Raw genomic sequence first — 17,914 nt, forward strand, 5'->3', positions numbered from 1 at the left:
TGTCAAGGGCTTTTTATTATCTCAAATTAAAATGCCTTAACTGATATTCCTCATTGAAAATCTTTAGAATAGTTTTCATATTTGTATATAACCTATAAAATTTTATATCATGAAAACCATAGAAGAAACTCGTTTCATAGACAATGTCGTTGAAACATTGAGAAAAGCAGCAATAGAAATAGAGGAGCTTCAAGTGCAGGCTGCTTTAGGAAAAGCTGAAGCTAAGGACAGATACGAAGAGGTAAAAAAGAAATTTAATACTGTTTTATTTGATGCTAAATCTAAAATATCTACAGGTAAGGAAAAATTAGAAGATATTGATACCAAATTAGATGAATTACGTGTTCAGCTAGAACTGGGTAAAGCAGAAAGTTTAGATACTTTTAGAGTAGAAAAAAGAAAACTATTAACTAAACTGCATGAAATTGAAGTAAAGATTAAAACCGATAAACGTATAAGTCGTTTATACGCATTTGTTTTATTGGAAATTGAAAAATTTAAAGTTAATCTTGAGATTTTAGAAAGAAAGTATGAACAAGGAAAAGAAGGTGCTACTGCTTCTTACGAAAAAGGCAAAAAAGATTTCAATAGCTTTATTGAACGAATAAAAACAAAATATGGAAAAAAAAAGGAAGAGAACAAGTGGGAGCATTTTCAGGATGAAATCTCAGAAGGTTTTCGCCACTTTAAACAAGCATTCATAAAAACTACTTAGCCTTAAAAAAAAAGCACAGCTAAAATTTAATAATTTGAGCTGTGCTTTTTCATATAACTACTTTTTTTGATACCACCATTCATCGTAATCACCTTTTCTTATATCTCTAATCATACCATAGGCAATTATAATAGTAATTACCAAACACACAATACCTAATACAGAAATTTCTCCCCAAAGTGGTTTAATACCAGAAATAATAAACATGGCTGCTCCAATAATTAATGCTGCCATTATAAAAGCAGATACCAGCTGTTTGGTAACCCTATGTATTGTATGCACCATTGGGTCAATGCCTTTGTGCGTTAAATCAACTTTAATTTCGCCTCTATTTATTTTTCGAATTGCATTTTTTAAATCTCTTGGAAAATCTTCCATATAATTTCCTAATTCATATATAGAATTGAGGGCTTTTTCACCAAATCTAATTGGATTAAAACTCTTTGCAACCGCTCTTAACAAAAATGGTTTAGCAATTGCGTATTGATTACATTCTGGATCTAATTTATTTACAACACCCTCTATAGTTACTAATGATCTAGCAAATAAGAAAAAATGTGTTGGCACTTTAAGTCCGTGTGCAATAATAATATCTTTTAGCTCAATTAAAATAGTGCTTAGTTCATTTTTATGAACTGAGCGTACATAGTATTTTTCTACAAATTCATTGATATCAAACTCTAAAGCTCTTATATTTTCTATATTAGTGTAATTAGACAGTTGCTGTAAAGCTTTAATAATTTTATTTACATCTTTTCTGGTAATTGCTAAAAACAGCTTACCAAAAACTTCAATATCTCTAGGCAAAATACTGCCCATCATTCCAAAATCCAAGTAACAAATATGTCCGTTTGGAAGTATTAATAAATTTCCTGGGTGAGGATCAGCATGGAAGAATCCATAATTAAATATCTGCTTAAAATAACTTTTTGTTAAACGTGTTGCAATAATTTTAGAATCAAAATTTTTCTCCTTTAATTCAGAAAGATTATCAATTTTAGTTCCAGACATAAACTCTAATGCCAATAGTTTTGTAGTGGTATATTCTCTATATACTTTTGGCGCTCTAGCATACTGATCGGCACTATCATCATCAGCAAGATTATTGTAAAAACGTTGCACATTGATGGATTCGTTAATAAAATCGAGCTCTTTGAGTATTGCATCTTCAAAGTTTTTTACTAATCCCATTGGGTCAAAACTCTTAATTGAAGGTATTCGTTTTTCTAAAACTTCAGCAATGCTGTACATTACTTTAATATCTTCAATAATAATTTCTTTAATACCTGGTCTTTGAATCTTTAATGCTACACGTTTTCCGCTGTGCAAGATAACTTTATGTACCTGTGCCATTGAAGCAGATGCAAAAGGCTTAGGATTAAACCACGCAAACAAATTTTCTACACTACCTTTTAATTCTGTTTCAACAACTTGCTTTGCTATTTCTTCTGGCATGGGTGGCACATTATCCAAAAGTTTCTCTAACTCAAAGGTTAATTTTAATGGCACTAAATCAGGACGGTTACTAAGAATTTGACCAAATTTTATAAATGTTGGTCCAAGTTCTTCACATACCAAACGCATCTTTTCCCATTTAGTATATTTTGAAGCATCTATTCTAGATCTTTTTGGAATTAATTGTTGTAAAAAAGTGAATCGTTTCTTCTCCTCAAGATATTGTACCAAGTCTTTAAAGCCGTACTTAACTAATACCTTTAATATTTGATTGTAACGTGTTACGGATTTATATTTTTTACCTATGTCAGTATAAAGGCCCATTTTATGTTAAAGTTTCAAGTTTATTCAATCTTGCTTCTAATAATGCGATATTAGCATCAGCCTTTTCTAGTTTCTCATTTAATCCTTTTATTTCATCTAAATGGGCAATGTTTATCTTTTTATAAACTTTAGCCATTAATTCTTCAATTTTAGATTCGAGCTCTTCTTTTACTTGTTCGGCCTTACTCAAAATTTTATCCATCAGTTCTAACTCATTTCCATCTTCATCTGTCACAGAATCTGAAGCAATTTTATTAAGACCCTCTTTACGTTTTTCAGTCCAATCGCTTAATCTTTCTAATAAATGCGTATCTCTAGTTAACACATAAAGGCTAGATGATAATGTAACCAACTCAATTAATGTTTTCGTTTTCATGACTGATGTTTTAGAATTTTACCCTAATACAAGATATTGTAAAACAGGTAATTTTAAAATGATTTTAATCAGTTGGTATGTCGTTGTTGTACCTTATTTTTGATTGTAAATCAGTACGTATTTCACTTTAAAACATAGCATTATGAAATCAGCACCAATCTCATCAATAATGACGAAAAATGTAGTATGTGTTTCGCCAGAACAAAAAATTATAGATGTTAAACACATTTACGAAAAGAAAAAATTTCATCATCACATACCTGTTACAGAACATGGCAATTTAATTGGTATGGTAAGTTTAATTGATTTTATGTACAAAATTAAAGGCGCAGGACTTAGTGATGATAACGCCATATACAATGAACTTACTGTAAAGGATATTATGACACATAAACCTTATGCTGTAAGTCCGGAAACCTCTATAAATGAAGTTGCAGAAGAATTTGCAAAAGGTCGTTACCACGCTATTCCTATTATTAAACAACAATCCGTTGTTGGCATTGTTTCTACTGCAGATATGATACGCTATTATCTTAAATAAGACATTGTTTATAGGGCAATTTAATCTTAGATATTAAGAAAAACTGCTCAATTATTACAAGAATCTAAATTAAAAGTATTGCTAGTAATACTTATTTTCTAATTTTTAATTTAAAAAGACCTTATTAAAATTAAGGTCTTTTATTTATCCCAAAATTGGTTTTAAAATTAAATTTCTTAGATTTAGAAGTCTAATTACAAATCTCATATGGCAAAAACAACTTGGAAATACACTTTAAGAGAGATTATTATTGTTATTATAGGTATAACTATTGCCTTTAGCATGAATAAATGCGCAGATAACTTAAAAGATAAAAAGCTAAAGAAACAATATCTCACAAATCTAAAAAGTGATGTTGAATCTGACAAAATGCAATTAGAAAAAAATATTGAAGCTATAAATAAGAAAATAAAAATTTGTTCAGAGATTATCCCTGTATTGAACTCTGAAAAAAATCAAGACATGCGATTAATGAATAACATTTTCGCGATAGTAAAATATGTAAACTTTAGCCCTAAAAATATTACTTATAAAACTTTAATAAACTCAGGAGATTTAAAATTAATAGAAGATTTTAAACTAAAAACAGCCATACAACAACATTATGCTAATTATGATGAAGTGTCTGATGATTACTTTAGACATACCAGTTTAATAAAAGATTATTTAGGTAACTATTTGGTAAACCATGCTGACTACGACAGAATACCTCAAGGTAAAGGACCTTTTTTAGATGAAATTAAACTAAAAAATATTGTAAGAGCATTATTAACAACATTTGAAGACAAGAAAACTGCCACAAAATTCGGAATTGAAAGTTGCGATAGTCTAATTGCAGAAATTGATGCTGTTAGTAATTAATTACTAGGCTTTAAAAACATACCATTATACCTAGAATACAAATTATAAAAAAAGCCTGAATCTTTATTCAGGCTTTTTTTTTACTTTTAATCTTTATCTTCTTCCTTTGGTTCGTGGTCTTTCTTAACCTCATCATCGCGATACTTACAACAGGCATGCACAGAATTATAGGCCTCATCAGTAGCTTTAATCTCCATGGTATCATGCCCAACATCAGCTACTTTTTGTGCTATGGTTTTTAAATCTGTTTTACGCTCATCAAAAATAAGTTTTAACTCGTGTGTGTCTACGTTCCAAATTGCTGATTTTACCCCTTTTGTTCTTATAGCAGCTTTTTCAATGCGTTCTTTACACATGCCACAAACACCATCGACTTCAATACTTGCTTTTGCGTTTTTATTCTGCGCAAATGTAACTGTAGTAAGTAAAATTGTAAATACTAAAATTATTTTTTTCATGTTTTCAATTTTTATTATTAAGATTCCTGCTATGGCAAGAAATTTAGTTATTTAAGTTTAAAGCGTAAGCCTGCATAATACATACTTCCAAAAATTGGACCATATACAAAATTAGTATCAAAATTTGAACCAAATGGATTTTCGGCACTCACAATAGGATTGCTCTGCCTTACATTGGTAACGTTTTCACCTCCTAAATATAATTCAAATATAGGAGAAAAGACTTTAGTTACTTGCAAATTTAAAGTTCCGACTGAAGGTGAATAATCATTTAATTTATATTCCGTAGTACTTAACATTGTACTCGGAAAACGCTGAGCATCTAACCAATTATAGGTGGCATCAAATTTCCATTGCGCTCCATTGTCTTTTATAGATGTTTCATAAGATGCATTTGCAAATAAACGATGTTTTGGAATTAACGGTTTTTCTAACTTACCAGAATTATAATCGGTTTTTATATCATAATACTTATAAGCCGTTCTTAAATCAAAACCTTCAAAGGCGTTATAATTAAATTCAAACTGAAAACTATTAGCATAACTTTCGCCGTCAAGATTATAAAAATTAATTTCAAATGGGTTTTCCCAATCCACCACAATTTGATTTTTAAAATCTGTGATATAATAATCTAAGGTAACATCTGCTTTTCTTCCAAATAAATTAAAGCCTTGCAAGTAACTAATACCATAATTCCATGCAATTTCAGGATCTAAACCATAAATCTTTCCTCCAGAATTTAGAATATTAATTTGGCGCGAACTGGCAAACATATTTTGGTTTTCGGCAAAAATATTAGCACTTCTTTTTCCTCGTCCTACAGAAAACCGTAATGCCGATTTTTCCCATGGTGTATAACGCAGATGTAAACGTGGTGTTACAAAAAATCCTAATCTATTGTGCTGATCTACTCTAACACCAGCTGTCATTGTTAATTTATCCAAATTATCATAAGCATACTCAAAAAAACCACCAAAAGAGTTTTCTATTCGTTCGTAAGTATCTGTATTTACTAATTCGTCATAATAATCATAGGTAAAACTTAATCCGGTTTTAACCTTGTGCCTAGAATCTGAAATAATACTGTTGTACACTAAATTTGAGTAAAAACTATTATGCTGAATATCATACAGATTTAAACCAAAATAAGACGCTTGTTTGTGATAACTATATGCTGTCTGAAAACCTAAACTCTGGTATGGAATTTCAGGATTAACATAACCTAATTTTGTGGTGACCTCAAAACGTTCCGTATTAATTTCACTTCCCCAAAAGTTGGTAGATCCTCTATCGATTTCTGGATCAAAATCTACTTGTCCGGCTTGTTTTTCATCATTGAGATACCTTAAATTAATAAAACTAACAACACCTTTTACTGGGTTAGTATATTGCCAACGATTCAATACATTTATTTGATTATATAAAGGCATATCTAAAAAACCATCATTATTAACATCGTGTTTTTTTTGATGTGTATTACCATGCAAATACAAACCAGTGCTCCATTTGTCTGAAACCTTTGTATTAACATGTGTATTTAACTCTAACCGCTCACTAGTTGCACCAAAGAGATTGACAAATAAACGATTATCTGTAGTTGGCTTTACCAGTTCTGCATTAATTTGGCCTGCAATGCTCTCAAAACCATTAACTACACTACCTGTGCCTTTTGTAATCTGTATACTCTCTACCCAAGTACCAGGAATAAAACTGAGTCCATAGGCTTGTGAAGCTCCTCTAATTGCAGGAACATTCTCTGTAGTAATTAATATGTAAGGCGAATTTAATCCCAACATCTTAATCTGCTTTGTTCCTGAAACTGCATCTGCAAAATTAACATCTATAGACGGATTGGTTTCAAAACTTTCGGACAAATTACAACAGGCTGCTTTTAACAGTTCGGCACTAGTTACAGTAAATGTATTCGCTGCTTGCAAATAAGATTTTCTGGTTGCCTGATTTCGAGATTTAATTTCAACTTCATCTAACTCATCGCTAGCTTGCATTACATGATTTATATACTGGTTTTCATTTACAGTTAAAGTATCTGTTTTAAAACCAACATAACTAATAACTAATTTATTATAGGAGAATTTATATGGTAATGAAAACTTACCATCTTCTGCCGTTATTGCACCTATTGATGAACCCAACCAATAGACATTTGCTCCTGGTAAAGGCATTTTTTTACCTGTACTGTTCTCAAAAACAGCACCATTTAATTGATCTTGTGCAGATAATATCAGCGACAAAAACAAAAAACTAATACTTAAATATTTTTTCATTTGTTTGATTTATAGGTATAACTAATTGCACATTTATGTGTGCATCCTTTTTCTAGTAAGGGATATTACCAATAATCAAATTGTAAAAACTTGGTCTAATAGCTGTATATCAGCCACCAAGTTGGGTGGAGAATAATCGTTATGAGGTATTATTTGTTTTGTTAGGCTCTCAAAAAGTGCATTAAAACTGTAAACAAAAGATTGTAAGAATACAATTTGAACAGGCAATAAATCGTCTGAAGTATTAAGTTTTAAATCATTTTGACCTTTAACTACATCAATTTCATCTTTACAACAAGATTTTTTAATCGCTTCTGTATTTGGAGACATTTCCATACCACATTTCTTAACTTCAGAAAACACAGATATATCAACTAAATTATCTCCACAGTAGTGTTTTTCAACTGTAAATGACAATGTAGAAAACACTACCAAAAACGCTAACGCAATAGATAAAATTTTATGTATAGATAAAAATTTCACAATGCAAAGTTACAAAACAATTAAATAGACCTTCTAAATTTAATTAGGAATTAACGTTTTAAACGATGATAATAAAACGCAGGAAGAAGCAAAAGAAGCAATATTGGCTGTATTAAAAATCGTCTAATATTAAAAAACAAATAATAATCTTCTTGTCTAGGATTAATTACAAAATATAAAAACGGTATTAATAATAACACATAAGACACGGCATAGATTAATATTGAAAACTTTATAATGCTTTTATCCTTAAAGAAAAGATACAAGATGCCTAGAGAGATAACAGAATTTAACACAAATCTAATTGTTGTAAATACTACTAATTTAGCAATTTCCCGTCTTGGACTATCCATATATAAAAAGTCGTTTTCAAAAAATGTTAAATAGGGATCATAGAATAAGACGTTCTCAAAAGCTCTTATTAACACTAAGAATAATAAAAGCATACCAACTAATAAATAGGTTACAACTTTATTCATTGGTATTTACATTTTTAGAAAACCGATTAACCCAAATCATCCATAGCATAAAAACAATGCCATAAATTAACATAGGAAATATTACTTTATGTAAAACTTCTTGTTGCCAAGGATAATGATACAAACCTATGGAGAGAATAACAATTCTAACAAGATTAAATGCATAGATAATTATACTACCAGCAAAGCAATATAAAATTGTAGTTTTTAATTTCCCTGCAAAAGCAATAATAAATGAAAGAAATAAAATTACAATACTAGTGGCATTACAACCTTCTATAACTGTGGCAACAAACTTTCCATTTATTATAATTTTCATTGATGGCTCATTAGGATGCGGCATTACACTTGCGTTATAACCTACTCCATTTAATACTTCGTTTGTTTGCTGTGCAACTAGGTTGGTTAAATAATCTGGGTAATATTTAGAACCATCAGACAAATTTAAATACACATTATAACCAATTGTTAAAATTCCATAAACCGCCAAAAAAGTGACAATAAAGCGAATTACTGGTTTGTATTTAATTAATAACGTCTTCAATTAAAAAAGTTTTTAGTTTGATGTTAAATTTATAAAAACAGTAATTCAAAATAGTGTATTTTAAATACTTTTACCAAAAGTTTTTTTATAACCATGAATTTACAAGATCTAAAACCTGAAATACAAAAAATCATTGCACAAGAAAACCCTAGTGTTAATGAAAAACTATTAAAAATTTGTAAAATTCTCGAGGCTAATGTTAGTTACTACAATTGGGTTGGTTTCTACTTTAAAAATGGCGATAAAAATGAATTAAAACTAGGACCATATGTTGGTGAACCAACAGACCATACCATTATTCCGTTTGGGAAAGGTATTTGTGGACAGGTTGCCGTAAGTAACAAAAATTTTGTAGTGCCAGATGTCGCTGCTCAAGACAACTACATTGCGTGTAGTATTACCGTTAAAGCAGAAATTGTGATTCCTATTTTTGTAAATGGCGAAAATATTGGACAAATAGATATTGACTCTAACACACCAGATCCATTTACGGAAGCTGACGAGCGTTTTTTGGAGTTTGTTTGTAAGGAAGTGGCAGAAATTTTGAATTAAAATTAAACGTTTATACCATTGTGTATAAATTCAATTTATAATTTTGAATTTATAATTTTTCCGTTTTAGCTATTCTTTAAATTTAAACTACATACCTGTTCTTATAGCTTCTACAGGATCTAATCTCGAAGCTGTTAAAGCAGGAATCACTCCCGAAATTAATCCAATTATTGAAGAAATAAAGAAACCTAAAAACATATTCTGTGGTGAGAGTACAAATTCAAAATCTTCAGCAAGATTACTTCCTATTATTGTACCTATCCAAACTAAAAATAGGCCAACAATACCACCAACGACAGCAAGTATAACGGCTTCAAATAGAAACTGAAACATAATAAATTTATTTTTTGCACCTAATGATTTCTGTATACCAATAAGGTTAGTACGTTCCTTTACGCTTACAAACATAATATTAGCTATACCAAAACCTCCCACTAAAAGAGAAAAGCCACTAATCACCCATCCTATAATATTCATCATACCCAACATTTCATCAATCATATTTTGTAAACCAGCAATTATATTTACAAAAAACGTATCTATTTCATCAGCTTTCAAGCCTCGTCTATTTCTCAAAATCTGAGTGATTTCGGCTTTCAATCCATCAATATCAGCATCTTTTTCAGGCTTAATTATAACAATATGCATATTGTTAGGGTTATTATCACCAAATCTATTTCTTACATAATTTGCAGGTAGAAAAATAGAAACATCGTTACTTGCACCAAACAGCCCAGACCCTTCTTTTTTAACAACACCAATTACCGTAAATTTTTGCCCATACAAACGCACTTTTTTACCAAGAGGCTCTAATTCACCAAATAAAGATTTAGCAATCTCAGAACCAATTACAACTACTGCTTTTCCAGAATTAGATTCAGATTCATTATAAAATCGCCCTTTTTCAAATTCTAAAACCTGGATATCCGTAAATTCACTAGATACTACAACGGTATTAACACCACTTACTAATTCAGATTCATACCTAATATTTTCTGGCTTTACACCTAACTGAAAAGCAACATGCTTTGCATCAGACAATGAAGATTTTAAGCTTTTATATTCGTTATAAGAAATTGGATCAAAAGTTTCGCGTTGCCAACGAGGCACACTAGTTGGACCAAATGACCTATTTACTACATACATTGTATTACTATCTAAAGAACTTAACTGAGAAGTTATAGTTTTATCTAAAGAATCTACAGCAGCTAACACAGCTATAATAGAAAAGATACCAACGGTTACACCTAAAAGTGACAAAAATGTTCTGAGCTTATTGTTTCGTAGCGCATTTATTGCAAACGAAAAACTCTCTTTTAATAAGCGTAAATAGACTAGCATGTAAAGGTTGTTTTATAACATTTTAAAGATAGGACGTTTTCAACAATTTATTGTTACAAAAAACTTAAAGAAACTGCATTTTGTATCAAGCTTTTCTTTGTGAATATACGTATTTTTGACGCATCTAAAACACAACACAACATTATGAGCAACAAAATTATTTCATCTGCACTAATTTCTGTATTTAGTAAAGATGGATTAGAACCTATTGTAAAAAAACTAAACGACCTAAATGTTACTATTTATTCAACAGGTGGTACTGAAAAATTTATTAAAGATTTAGGAATTGACGTCGTAGCTGTAGAAGACATAACATCCTACCCTTCAATACTTGGTGGTCGAGTAAAAACGCTTCATCCTAAGGTTTTTGGAGGAATTTTAAATCGTCAAAATCACGATGGAGATGTTTCGGAATTAAAAGAATTTGATATTCCACAAATAGATGTCGTAATTGTAGACTTATATCCTTTTGAAAAAACAGTAGCTTCTGGCGCAAGCAATCAAGATATTATTGAAAAAATAGATATTGGAGGTATTTCTTTAATTAGAGCAGCTGCAAAAAATTATGCAGATGTTACATGTGTATCTTCTGTTGATGATTATGCTGAATTTTTAGAATTATTAGAATCTAAAAACGGTGAGACTTCAGAAGAAGACAGAAAACAATTTGCTGCAAAAGCATTTAATGTGTCTTCTCATTATGATTCTGCTATTTTTAATTACTTCAACAAAAACAGTGAAATAGCTTCTTTAAAACTATCTGAAAACAAAGGTAAAGTTTTACGCTATGGCGAAAATCCTCACCAAAAAGGCTTCTTTTATGGCGATTTTGATGAAATTTTCACAAAACTTCACGGCAAAGAATTAAGCTACAATAACTTATTAGATGTTGATGCAGCTGTAAACTTAATGCTAGAGTTTAAAAACGATGCACCAACCTTTGCTGTTTTAAAACACAATAATGCATGTGGACTAGCACAACGCGAAACGTTACACCAAGCTTATGTAGACGCTTTAGCTGGCGATCCAGTTTCTGCCTTTGGAGGTGTTTTAATTAGTAATTCTGAAATTGACGTAGCAACTGCAGAAGAAATTCACAAATTATTTTGTGAAGTTGTAATTGCACCATCTTTTTCACCTGAAGCTTTAGAAATTTTAAAAGGAAAGAAAAATAGAATTCTTTTAATTTTAAAAGATATTGAAATGCCTAAAACTAATGTAAGAAGTTGTTTAAATGGTGTTTTGGTTCAAGATAGAAATAATGTTACAGATACCCTTGAAGGTTTAAAACCTGTAACCCATAAAACAGCAACACCAGATGAGTTAGATGATTTAATATTTGCTTCAAAAATATGCAAGCACACAAAATCTAACACAATTGTACTGGTTAAAGGTAAGCAATTGTGTGCAAGTGGTACAGGACAAACTAGTAGAGTTGATGCACTTAACCAAGCGATTCACAAAGCACAATCCTTTAATTTTGATTTAAATGGAGCGGTTATGGCAAGTGACGCATTTTTTCCTTTTCCAGATTGTGTTGAAATTGCAGACAAAGCTGGTATTACTGCGGTAATTCAACCAGGTGGTTCTATAAAAGACCAATTAAGCATTGATTATTGTAATGATAATAATGTAGCTATGGTAATGACAGGAACACGTCATTTTAAGCATTAAAACTTCAGTTTAGAGTCCAAAAATAAGACAATAATCATCTTAATTTTGGACTCTTTATTTTTATCAAAGTGATTCACTCATTTATAGTTTTAGAAAAGCGTAAGAAAAAACAAAAAAAAATGAGCAATAAACGTCTATAATCATTTAAATAACGTATATTTTACTACTTTTACAGATAGTCTCAAAAAGAATACGAGAATAACCCAAAATAATTAAGAATAGCACATGGGATTTTTTGATTTCCTAACGGAAGAAATAGCCATAGATTTAGGAACCGCAAATACACTGATAATACACAATGACAAAGTTGTTGTTGATAATCCATCTATAGTAGCAAGAGACCGCATTAGCGGAAAAATCATAGCCGTTGGTAAAGAAGCCAACATGATGCAAGGAAAAACACACGAAAATATTAAAACTATTCGTCCATTAAAAGATGGTGTAATTGCAGATTTTGATGCCTCTGAGCAAATGATAAGCATGTTTATTAAAAATATTCCTGCTTTAAAGAAGAAATTCTTTAATCCTGCTTTGCGCATGGTTGTTTGCATCCCTTCTGGCATTACAGAAGTAGAAATGCGAGCTGTAAAAGAATCTTGTGAGCGTGTTAATGGTAAAGAAGTTTATTTAATTCATGAGCCAATGGCAGCGGCTATTGGTATTGGGATAGATATAATGCAACCAAAGGGTAATATGATTGTGGATATTGGAGGCGGAACTACAGAAATTGCTGTTATTGCACTTGGAGGTATTGTTTGTGATAAATCTGTAAAAGTTGCAGGTGATGTCTTTACAAACGATATTATTTATTACATGAGAACACAACATAATTTATATGTTGGTGATAGAACCGCTGAAAAAATTAAAATACAAATTGGTGCAGCAACGGAAGATTTAGAATTACCTCCAGAAGACATGAGTGTTCAAGGTCGTGATTTATTAACAGGAAAGCCAAAACAAGTACAAATTTCATTCCGTGAAATCGCAAAAGCGTTAGATAAATCTATTTTACGTATTGAAGATTCTGTAATGGAAACGTTATCACAAACACCTCCAGAATTAGCAGCAGACATTTACAATACAGGTATTTATTTAGCAGGTGGTGGCTCTATGCTTAGAGGTTTAGACAAACGTCTTTCTCAAAAAACAGATTTACCAGTTTATATTGCAGAAGACCCTTTAAGAGCAGTAGTAAGAGGTACAGGTATTGTGCTGAAAAACCTAGCAAAATACAAAAGCGTATTGATTAAATAAGCCGTAAATAATGCAACAAATATTTAATTTTGTTATAAAAAACAAAACCTTTCTGTTGTTTTTATTGCTTTTTAGTATTGCTATAGCTTTAACGATTCAATCGCATTCTTATCACAGAAGCAAATTTATAAATTCGGCCAACTTTTTAACTGGTGGTGTGTATGGCACCATGAATTCTGTAGACCAATATTTCAACCTTAAAACAGAAAATGAAATTCTCGCTGAAGAAAACAAACAACTCAGAGAGCAATTATTAAATTCAAAATTTCAAACAGATTCTAGTTTTATTGATAGCTCATACTCCAAAAGTCTGTACAAAATTACAATTGCAGACGTCTATAAAAACAGCTACTCTTCTACCAATAATATACTCACTTTAAATAAAGGACGTAAGGACAGCATAAAAGAAGATTTTGGTGTTATGACCTCTAATGGAATTATTGGTATAATTGCCAACACTTCTAATAATTATTCAACTGCAATTTCTATTTTAAATACAAAAAGTAAAATTAATGCTAAATTAAAATCCTCTAACCATATTGGTTCTTTAACATGGGATGGCAAATCTACTAGGTTAGTTCAGCTTGAAGATGTTTCGCAATACGCACCTATAAAAATTGGTGATACTATAGAAACCGGAGGAGAATCTTCAATATTTCCTAAAGGTATTGGTATAGGGACTATTTCGGATTTTGAAAGTGACATAAGTGGTGACACTTATACTATTGAGGTTAAATTGTTTAATGACATGACTAACCTTGGGACAGTTTATATTTTAGAAAGTATAAATCGACCTGAAATTCTCAACCTAGAAAACAGCAGTAATGAATAACGTTATAAGTATAAATACTATACGGTTTGTTGTACTGCTTTTGTTGCAAGTATTAATTTGTAATCAAATTGATTTTTTTGGTTTTATCAATCCATATATTTATATCATATTTATTTTTCTTTTTCCAATTAAAGACGAACGTCTCCTACTTTTACTAACTAGTTTTTTATTAGGTATGTTAATAGATCTATTTTCAGATTCTGGAGGCGTACATGCAGCAGCAGCAGTATCTCTAGCTTATGTAAGACCTATATTATTAAAAAGCTCTTTTGGTATGTTGTATGAGCACCATAGTATAAAATTTAGTACTACAGATATTGGTAGCCTTATTACCTATATTACATTTGGAACCATCATTCATCACTTTATATTATTTTCTCTCGAAATATTTAACATTTCTAACATACTTTTAATCCTTCAAAAAACGTTATTTTCTAGTATTTTCACTATTATACTAAGTATATTGATTATAATTTTATTTAGCCGAAACAAAAAATGAGAAAATTATTACTTCTAACAACTGTTATTCTTGTTGGTCTTGTTTTTATTGCTCGTCTATTTTATCTTCAAGTTTATAACAGTTCTGCTTACAATATTTTTGAAGATACTGCAATTAGAAAAGTTTACAAATACCCTAAACGCGGCTATGTATACGATAGAAATGGAAAACTCCTAGTTGCTAATCAACCATCTTACGATGTTATGGTTATTCCCAGAGAAGTTTCGCCTTTAGACTCTTTAGATCTTGAAGAATTTTGCGGATTATTAAAAATAACAAAAGAAGATTACCAAAATAAATTAAAAAAAGCTCGGAATTATTCACCACGACTTCCCTCTCCTTTTGTCCCTCAGCTATCAAAAACAGACTATGCAGTCCTTCAAGAAAAAATGAGAAAATATGAAGGATTTTATATTCAGAAACGTTCCCTTAGATCGTATCAAACAAATATTGGCGCAAATGTTCTTGGTGATCTTGGCGAGGTAAACCGTAGAATTATTAAACGCCAACCCTATTATAAATTGGGTGACCTTATTGGAAAACAAGGCATTGAGTTATCTTATGAAAATGTTTTAAGAGGTGTAAAAGGCATTAAGTTTATTCAAAAAGACAGACATAATAAAGATATAGGACCATATAAAGACGGGATTTTTGACACCTTACCTAAGCCAGGAAAAGATATTACAATTACAATTGACTCTGAACTACAGGCTTATGGAGAATTATTAATGAAATACAAACGTGGTGGCATAGTTGCTATAGACCCACAAAGTGGTGAAATATTAGCCATGGTAACTGGTCCTAGTTACAATCCCAATCTATTAGTTGGTAGAGAAAGAAATAAAAATTTTAGTAGATTATTTAGAGACACCATAAATATGCCAACTTTTGATAGAGGCTTACAAGCCCAATATCCTCCTGGCTCGCCATTTAAAGTTATAAATGCATTAATTGGATTGCAAGAAGAAGTTGTTGATATCGATGATAAATTTACTTGCCGAATGGGTTATTATTATGGCAGCAGAAGACTAACAGGTTGTCACCATCACAGAAGTCCAGTAGATATGAATGCAGGTATCGCACAATCTTGTAATGCCTATTTTGTAAATGTCTATAGACGTATAGTTGATAAATATGATGATGCTGGTAAGGGAATGAACATCTGGGCAGATCACGCAAAAAGTTTTGGTTTAGGTAATTATCTAAATAATGACTTGTCCGTTGGTAGAAAAGGTAGAATACCTGATGGCAACTATTATGATAGGCAATATGGAGATAATCGTTGGGGTTCTACCTATATCGTTTCTAATGCCATAGGGCAAGGCGAAGTGGAAGCTACACCTATTCAATTAGCCAATATGGCTGCAGCAATTGGTAATCGTGGTTACTATTATACACCTCACATTATAAAAAATATTGAAGGAGACACAATTCCCAGTAAATTTAAAACGCCAAAATATACTACAATAGATAAACGCCATTTTGAACCTGTAATACAAGGAATGTTTGACGTATACAATAAAGGAACTGCGCAATCCTTGAGAATTCCAGGAATTGAAATTTGCGGAAAAACAGGAACTGCAGAAAATTTTGTAAAAATTGATAGTGTAAAAACACAACTTACAGACCATTCTATTTTTGTTGCATTTGCCCCTAAAGACAATCCAAAAATTGCCATTGCTGTTTTTGTAGAAAACGGATATTGGGGAAGTCGGTTTGCAGGAAGAATGGCCAGTTTAATGATTGAAAAATATATTAAAGGTCATATAACAAGAACAGATTTAGAACAATGGATTTTAACGCATAGTCTCGAAAACGAATACAAAAAACCGTATTCTGGAGAGCCTTTTAAAATTAACGGAGAAACTACTCTTCAAGTGATACCTGAATATGGAATTAACAGTAATTCTAAAGATATAAATTTCAAAAATTAATGCTAAGAGAAAATCATAGAGGTTTTAAATTCGATTGGATAACTATAGTATTATTTCTACTTCTAGTTGTTTTTGGGTATCTCAATATTTTATCAGCTTCTCATGTTGGCGAGATTACAAGTTATTTTGACACCTCTCAATTATATGGTAAACATTTAATTTTCGTTGGCTTAACATTTGTTTTAATCGTTCTTATTCTCTCAGTAGAAGCCAAATTTTATGAGCGCTTTGCTAGCATTATTTACCTCATTGCTATGTTAGCTTTAATTGGCTTATTCATTTTTGGTAAAGATGTAAATGGAGCGCGTTCTTGGTATGGCATTGGTAGTATGACCATTCAACCCAGTGAGTTTGCAAAATTTGCCACAGCATTGGCAATAGCAAAATTTATTAGTGATATAGAAACTAATATGAAAACAGTAAAAGACCAATTAAAGGTAACTGCTATCATTTTTATTCCTGCTATACTAATATTGCTACAAAATGATGCAGGTAGCACCATTGTTTACCTTGCTTTTTTCTTTGTTTTTTATCGTGAAGGGCTACAACAGGTTTACCTAATAATAGCATTATCCTTAATTGTATTGGCTATTCTTGGGCTAAAATTTGGCGTTTTAATTACTGCAATAATTGCAACTCTACTTCTGGCAAGTGTTTATTTTCTTAGAAAAAAAAATAGAGGTTCTATATTTCAATATATAATTGTTCTTATCGTATGTACAAGCTTTTCTTATGGTGTAAAATTATTTTATGAACATGGCTTAAAACCACATCAGCAAAACAGAATTAGTCTATGGTTGCGTTTAGAAAAAGACCCAGCCAAACTTGAACGTATGAAAAAAGCTGAAGCATACAATCTAATTCAATCAGAACAAGCTATAAGTTCTGGAGGTGTAACAGGAAAAGGGTTCTTGCAAGGTACAAGAACAACAGGTAAGTTTGTACCAGAACAACACACAGATTATATATTTAGTACTGTTGGTGAGGAATGGGGATTTTTAGGAACAAGTCTTGTTGTTTTAACTTTTGTGCTCTTAATAATTAGAATTCTGTATTTGGCTGAAGGACAAAAATCACAATTTAGTCGTGTTTATGGTTATGGTGTAGCTTCTATTCTTTTTGTACATTTTACAATAAACATTGGAATGGTAATGGGATTAATTCCAACGGTTGGTATTCCTCTACCCTTCTTTAGTTATGGTGGCTCCGGACTTTGGGGTTTTACCATTCTCCTCTTTATTTTTGTGAAGCTAGATAGTAATAAAATTAATGAGTGGTAAATAAAAAAGACCGCTTTTACAGCAGTC

18 protein-coding genes are annotated in these 17,914 nt (G+C 31.0%); 10 read left to right on the forward strand and 8 right to left on the reverse strand.

Going from position 1 to position 17,914, the window contains the following annotated elements; translation table 11 throughout:
• Positions 1-109: 109 nt before the first annotated feature.
• Complete coding sequence (locus HNV10_RS07690; protein ID WP_173300752.1) at positions 110-715, forward strand: hypothetical protein; 606 nt, start codon at positions 110-112, stop codon at positions 713-715.
• Between the two features lie 57 nt (positions 716-772).
• Here HNV10_RS07690 and HNV10_RS07695 read toward each other — a convergent pair whose 3' ends face one another.
• Together HNV10_RS07695 and HNV10_RS07700 are read right to left on the reverse strand one after the other, a co-directional pair.
• Positions 773-2,494, reverse strand: coding sequence for an ABC1 kinase family protein (locus HNV10_RS07695; protein WP_173300753.1), 1,722 nt, complete (start codon positions 2,492-2,494; stop codon positions 773-775).
• 1 nt (position 2,495) lies between these two features.
• The gene (locus HNV10_RS07700; RefSeq protein WP_173300754.1) at positions 2,496-2,870 is read right to left on the reverse strand and encodes a hypothetical protein; all 375 of its coding nucleotides are present in this window, start codon (positions 2,868-2,870) and stop codon (positions 2,496-2,498) included.
• 142 nt (positions 2,871-3,012) lie between these two features.
• On the opposite strand from HNV10_RS07700, the gene HNV10_RS07705 reads away from it, so the two are divergent.
• Together HNV10_RS07705 and HNV10_RS07710 are read left to right on the forward strand one after the other, a co-directional pair.
• Positions 3,013-3,411 (forward strand): CBS domain-containing protein, encoded by a 399-nt coding sequence (locus HNV10_RS07705; protein WP_173300755.1) that lies wholly within the window; start codon positions 3,013-3,015, stop codon positions 3,409-3,411.
• A 207-nt stretch (positions 3,412-3,618) separates the two neighbouring features.
• Positions 3,619-4,272, forward strand: coding sequence for a DUF6090 family protein (locus HNV10_RS07710; protein WP_173300756.1), 654 nt, complete (start codon positions 3,619-3,621; stop codon positions 4,270-4,272).
• A gap of 86 nt (positions 4,273-4,358) precedes the next feature.
• On the opposite strand, the gene HNV10_RS07715 is transcribed toward HNV10_RS07710, so the two are convergent.
• From HNV10_RS07715 to xrtF, 5 genes are all read right to left on the reverse strand, one after another.
• On the reverse strand, positions 4,359-4,730 hold the full coding sequence (locus HNV10_RS07715; protein ID WP_173300757.1) for a heavy-metal-associated domain-containing protein: 372 nt from the start codon (positions 4,728-4,730) through the stop codon (positions 4,359-4,361).
• Between the two features lie 47 nt (positions 4,731-4,777).
• Positions 4,778-7,015, reverse strand: a complete 2,238-nt coding sequence (locus HNV10_RS07720; protein WP_173300758.1) for a TonB-dependent receptor — start codon at positions 7,013-7,015, stop codon at positions 4,778-4,780.
• Between the two features lie 75 nt (positions 7,016-7,090).
• On the reverse strand, positions 7,091-7,501 hold the full coding sequence (locus HNV10_RS07725) for an HYC_CC_PP family protein (protein WP_173301008.1): 411 nt from the start codon (positions 7,499-7,501) through the stop codon (positions 7,091-7,093).
• Between the two features lie 47 nt (positions 7,502-7,548).
• The gene (locus HNV10_RS07730) at positions 7,549-7,977 is read right to left on the reverse strand and encodes an exosortase F system-associated membrane protein (protein WP_173300759.1); all 429 of its coding nucleotides are present in this window, start codon (positions 7,975-7,977) and stop codon (positions 7,549-7,551) included.
• A complete protein-coding gene (gene xrtF, locus HNV10_RS07735) occupies positions 7,970-8,521 on the reverse strand; it encodes an exosortase family protein XrtF (RefSeq protein ID WP_173300760.1) in 552 nt (183 codons plus the stop codon). The genes HNV10_RS07730 and xrtF overlap by 8 nt, the downstream gene beginning before the upstream one ends.
• 93 nt (positions 8,522-8,614) lie before the next feature.
• On the opposite strand from xrtF, the gene HNV10_RS07740 reads away from it, so the two are divergent.
• A complete protein-coding gene (locus tag HNV10_RS07740; RefSeq protein ID WP_173300761.1) occupies positions 8,615-9,073 on the forward strand; it encodes a GAF domain-containing protein in 459 nt (152 codons plus the stop codon).
• 87 nt (positions 9,074-9,160) lie between these two features.
• Here the strand turns inward: HNV10_RS07740 and HNV10_RS07745 are convergent, their stop codons facing one another.
• A complete protein-coding gene (locus HNV10_RS07745) occupies positions 9,161-10,414 on the reverse strand; it encodes an ABC transporter permease (RefSeq protein WP_173300762.1) in 1,254 nt (417 codons plus the stop codon).
• Positions 10,415-10,558: 144 nt separating this feature from the next.
• Between HNV10_RS07745 and purH the strand changes: the two genes are divergently transcribed.
• The 6 genes from purH (at position 10,559) to rodA (ending at position 17,887) form a co-directional block, all read left to right on the forward strand.
• Positions 10,559-12,088, forward strand: a complete 1,530-nt coding sequence (gene purH, locus HNV10_RS07750) for a bifunctional phosphoribosylaminoimidazolecarboxamide formyltransferase/IMP cyclohydrolase (protein WP_173300763.1) — start codon at positions 10,559-10,561, stop codon at positions 12,086-12,088.
• 225 nt (positions 12,089-12,313) lie between these two features.
• Positions 12,314-13,342: a rod shape-determining protein gene (locus HNV10_RS07755; protein ID WP_173300764.1), complete on the forward strand. Its 1,029-nt coding sequence runs from the start codon at positions 12,314-12,316 to the stop codon at positions 13,340-13,342.
• 10 nt (positions 13,343-13,352) lie between these two features.
• Positions 13,353-14,174: a rod shape-determining protein MreC gene (gene mreC, locus HNV10_RS07760; protein ID WP_173300765.1), complete on the forward strand. Its 822-nt coding sequence runs from the start codon at positions 13,353-13,355 to the stop codon at positions 14,172-14,174.
• Positions 14,167-14,673: a rod shape-determining protein MreD gene (locus HNV10_RS07765; RefSeq protein WP_173300766.1), complete on the forward strand. Its 507-nt coding sequence runs from the start codon at positions 14,167-14,169 to the stop codon at positions 14,671-14,673. Before mreC ends, HNV10_RS07765 begins: the two co-directional genes overlap by 8 nt.
• Positions 14,670-16,607, forward strand: a complete 1,938-nt coding sequence (mrdA, locus tag HNV10_RS07770; RefSeq protein WP_173300767.1) for a penicillin-binding protein 2 — start codon at positions 14,670-14,672, stop codon at positions 16,605-16,607. The genes HNV10_RS07765 and mrdA overlap by 4 nt, the downstream gene beginning before the upstream one ends.
• Complete coding sequence (gene rodA, locus HNV10_RS07775; RefSeq protein ID WP_173300768.1) at positions 16,607-17,887, forward strand: rod shape-determining protein RodA; 1,281 nt, start codon at positions 16,607-16,609, stop codon at positions 17,885-17,887. The genes mrdA and rodA overlap by 1 nt, the downstream gene beginning before the upstream one ends.
• Positions 17,888-17,914 lie beyond the last annotated feature (27 nt).

It is taken from the genome of Winogradskyella litoriviva, assembly GCF_013249065.1.
Classification (GTDB): domain Bacteria; phylum Bacteroidota; class Bacteroidia; order Flavobacteriales; family Flavobacteriaceae; genus Winogradskyella; species Winogradskyella litoriviva.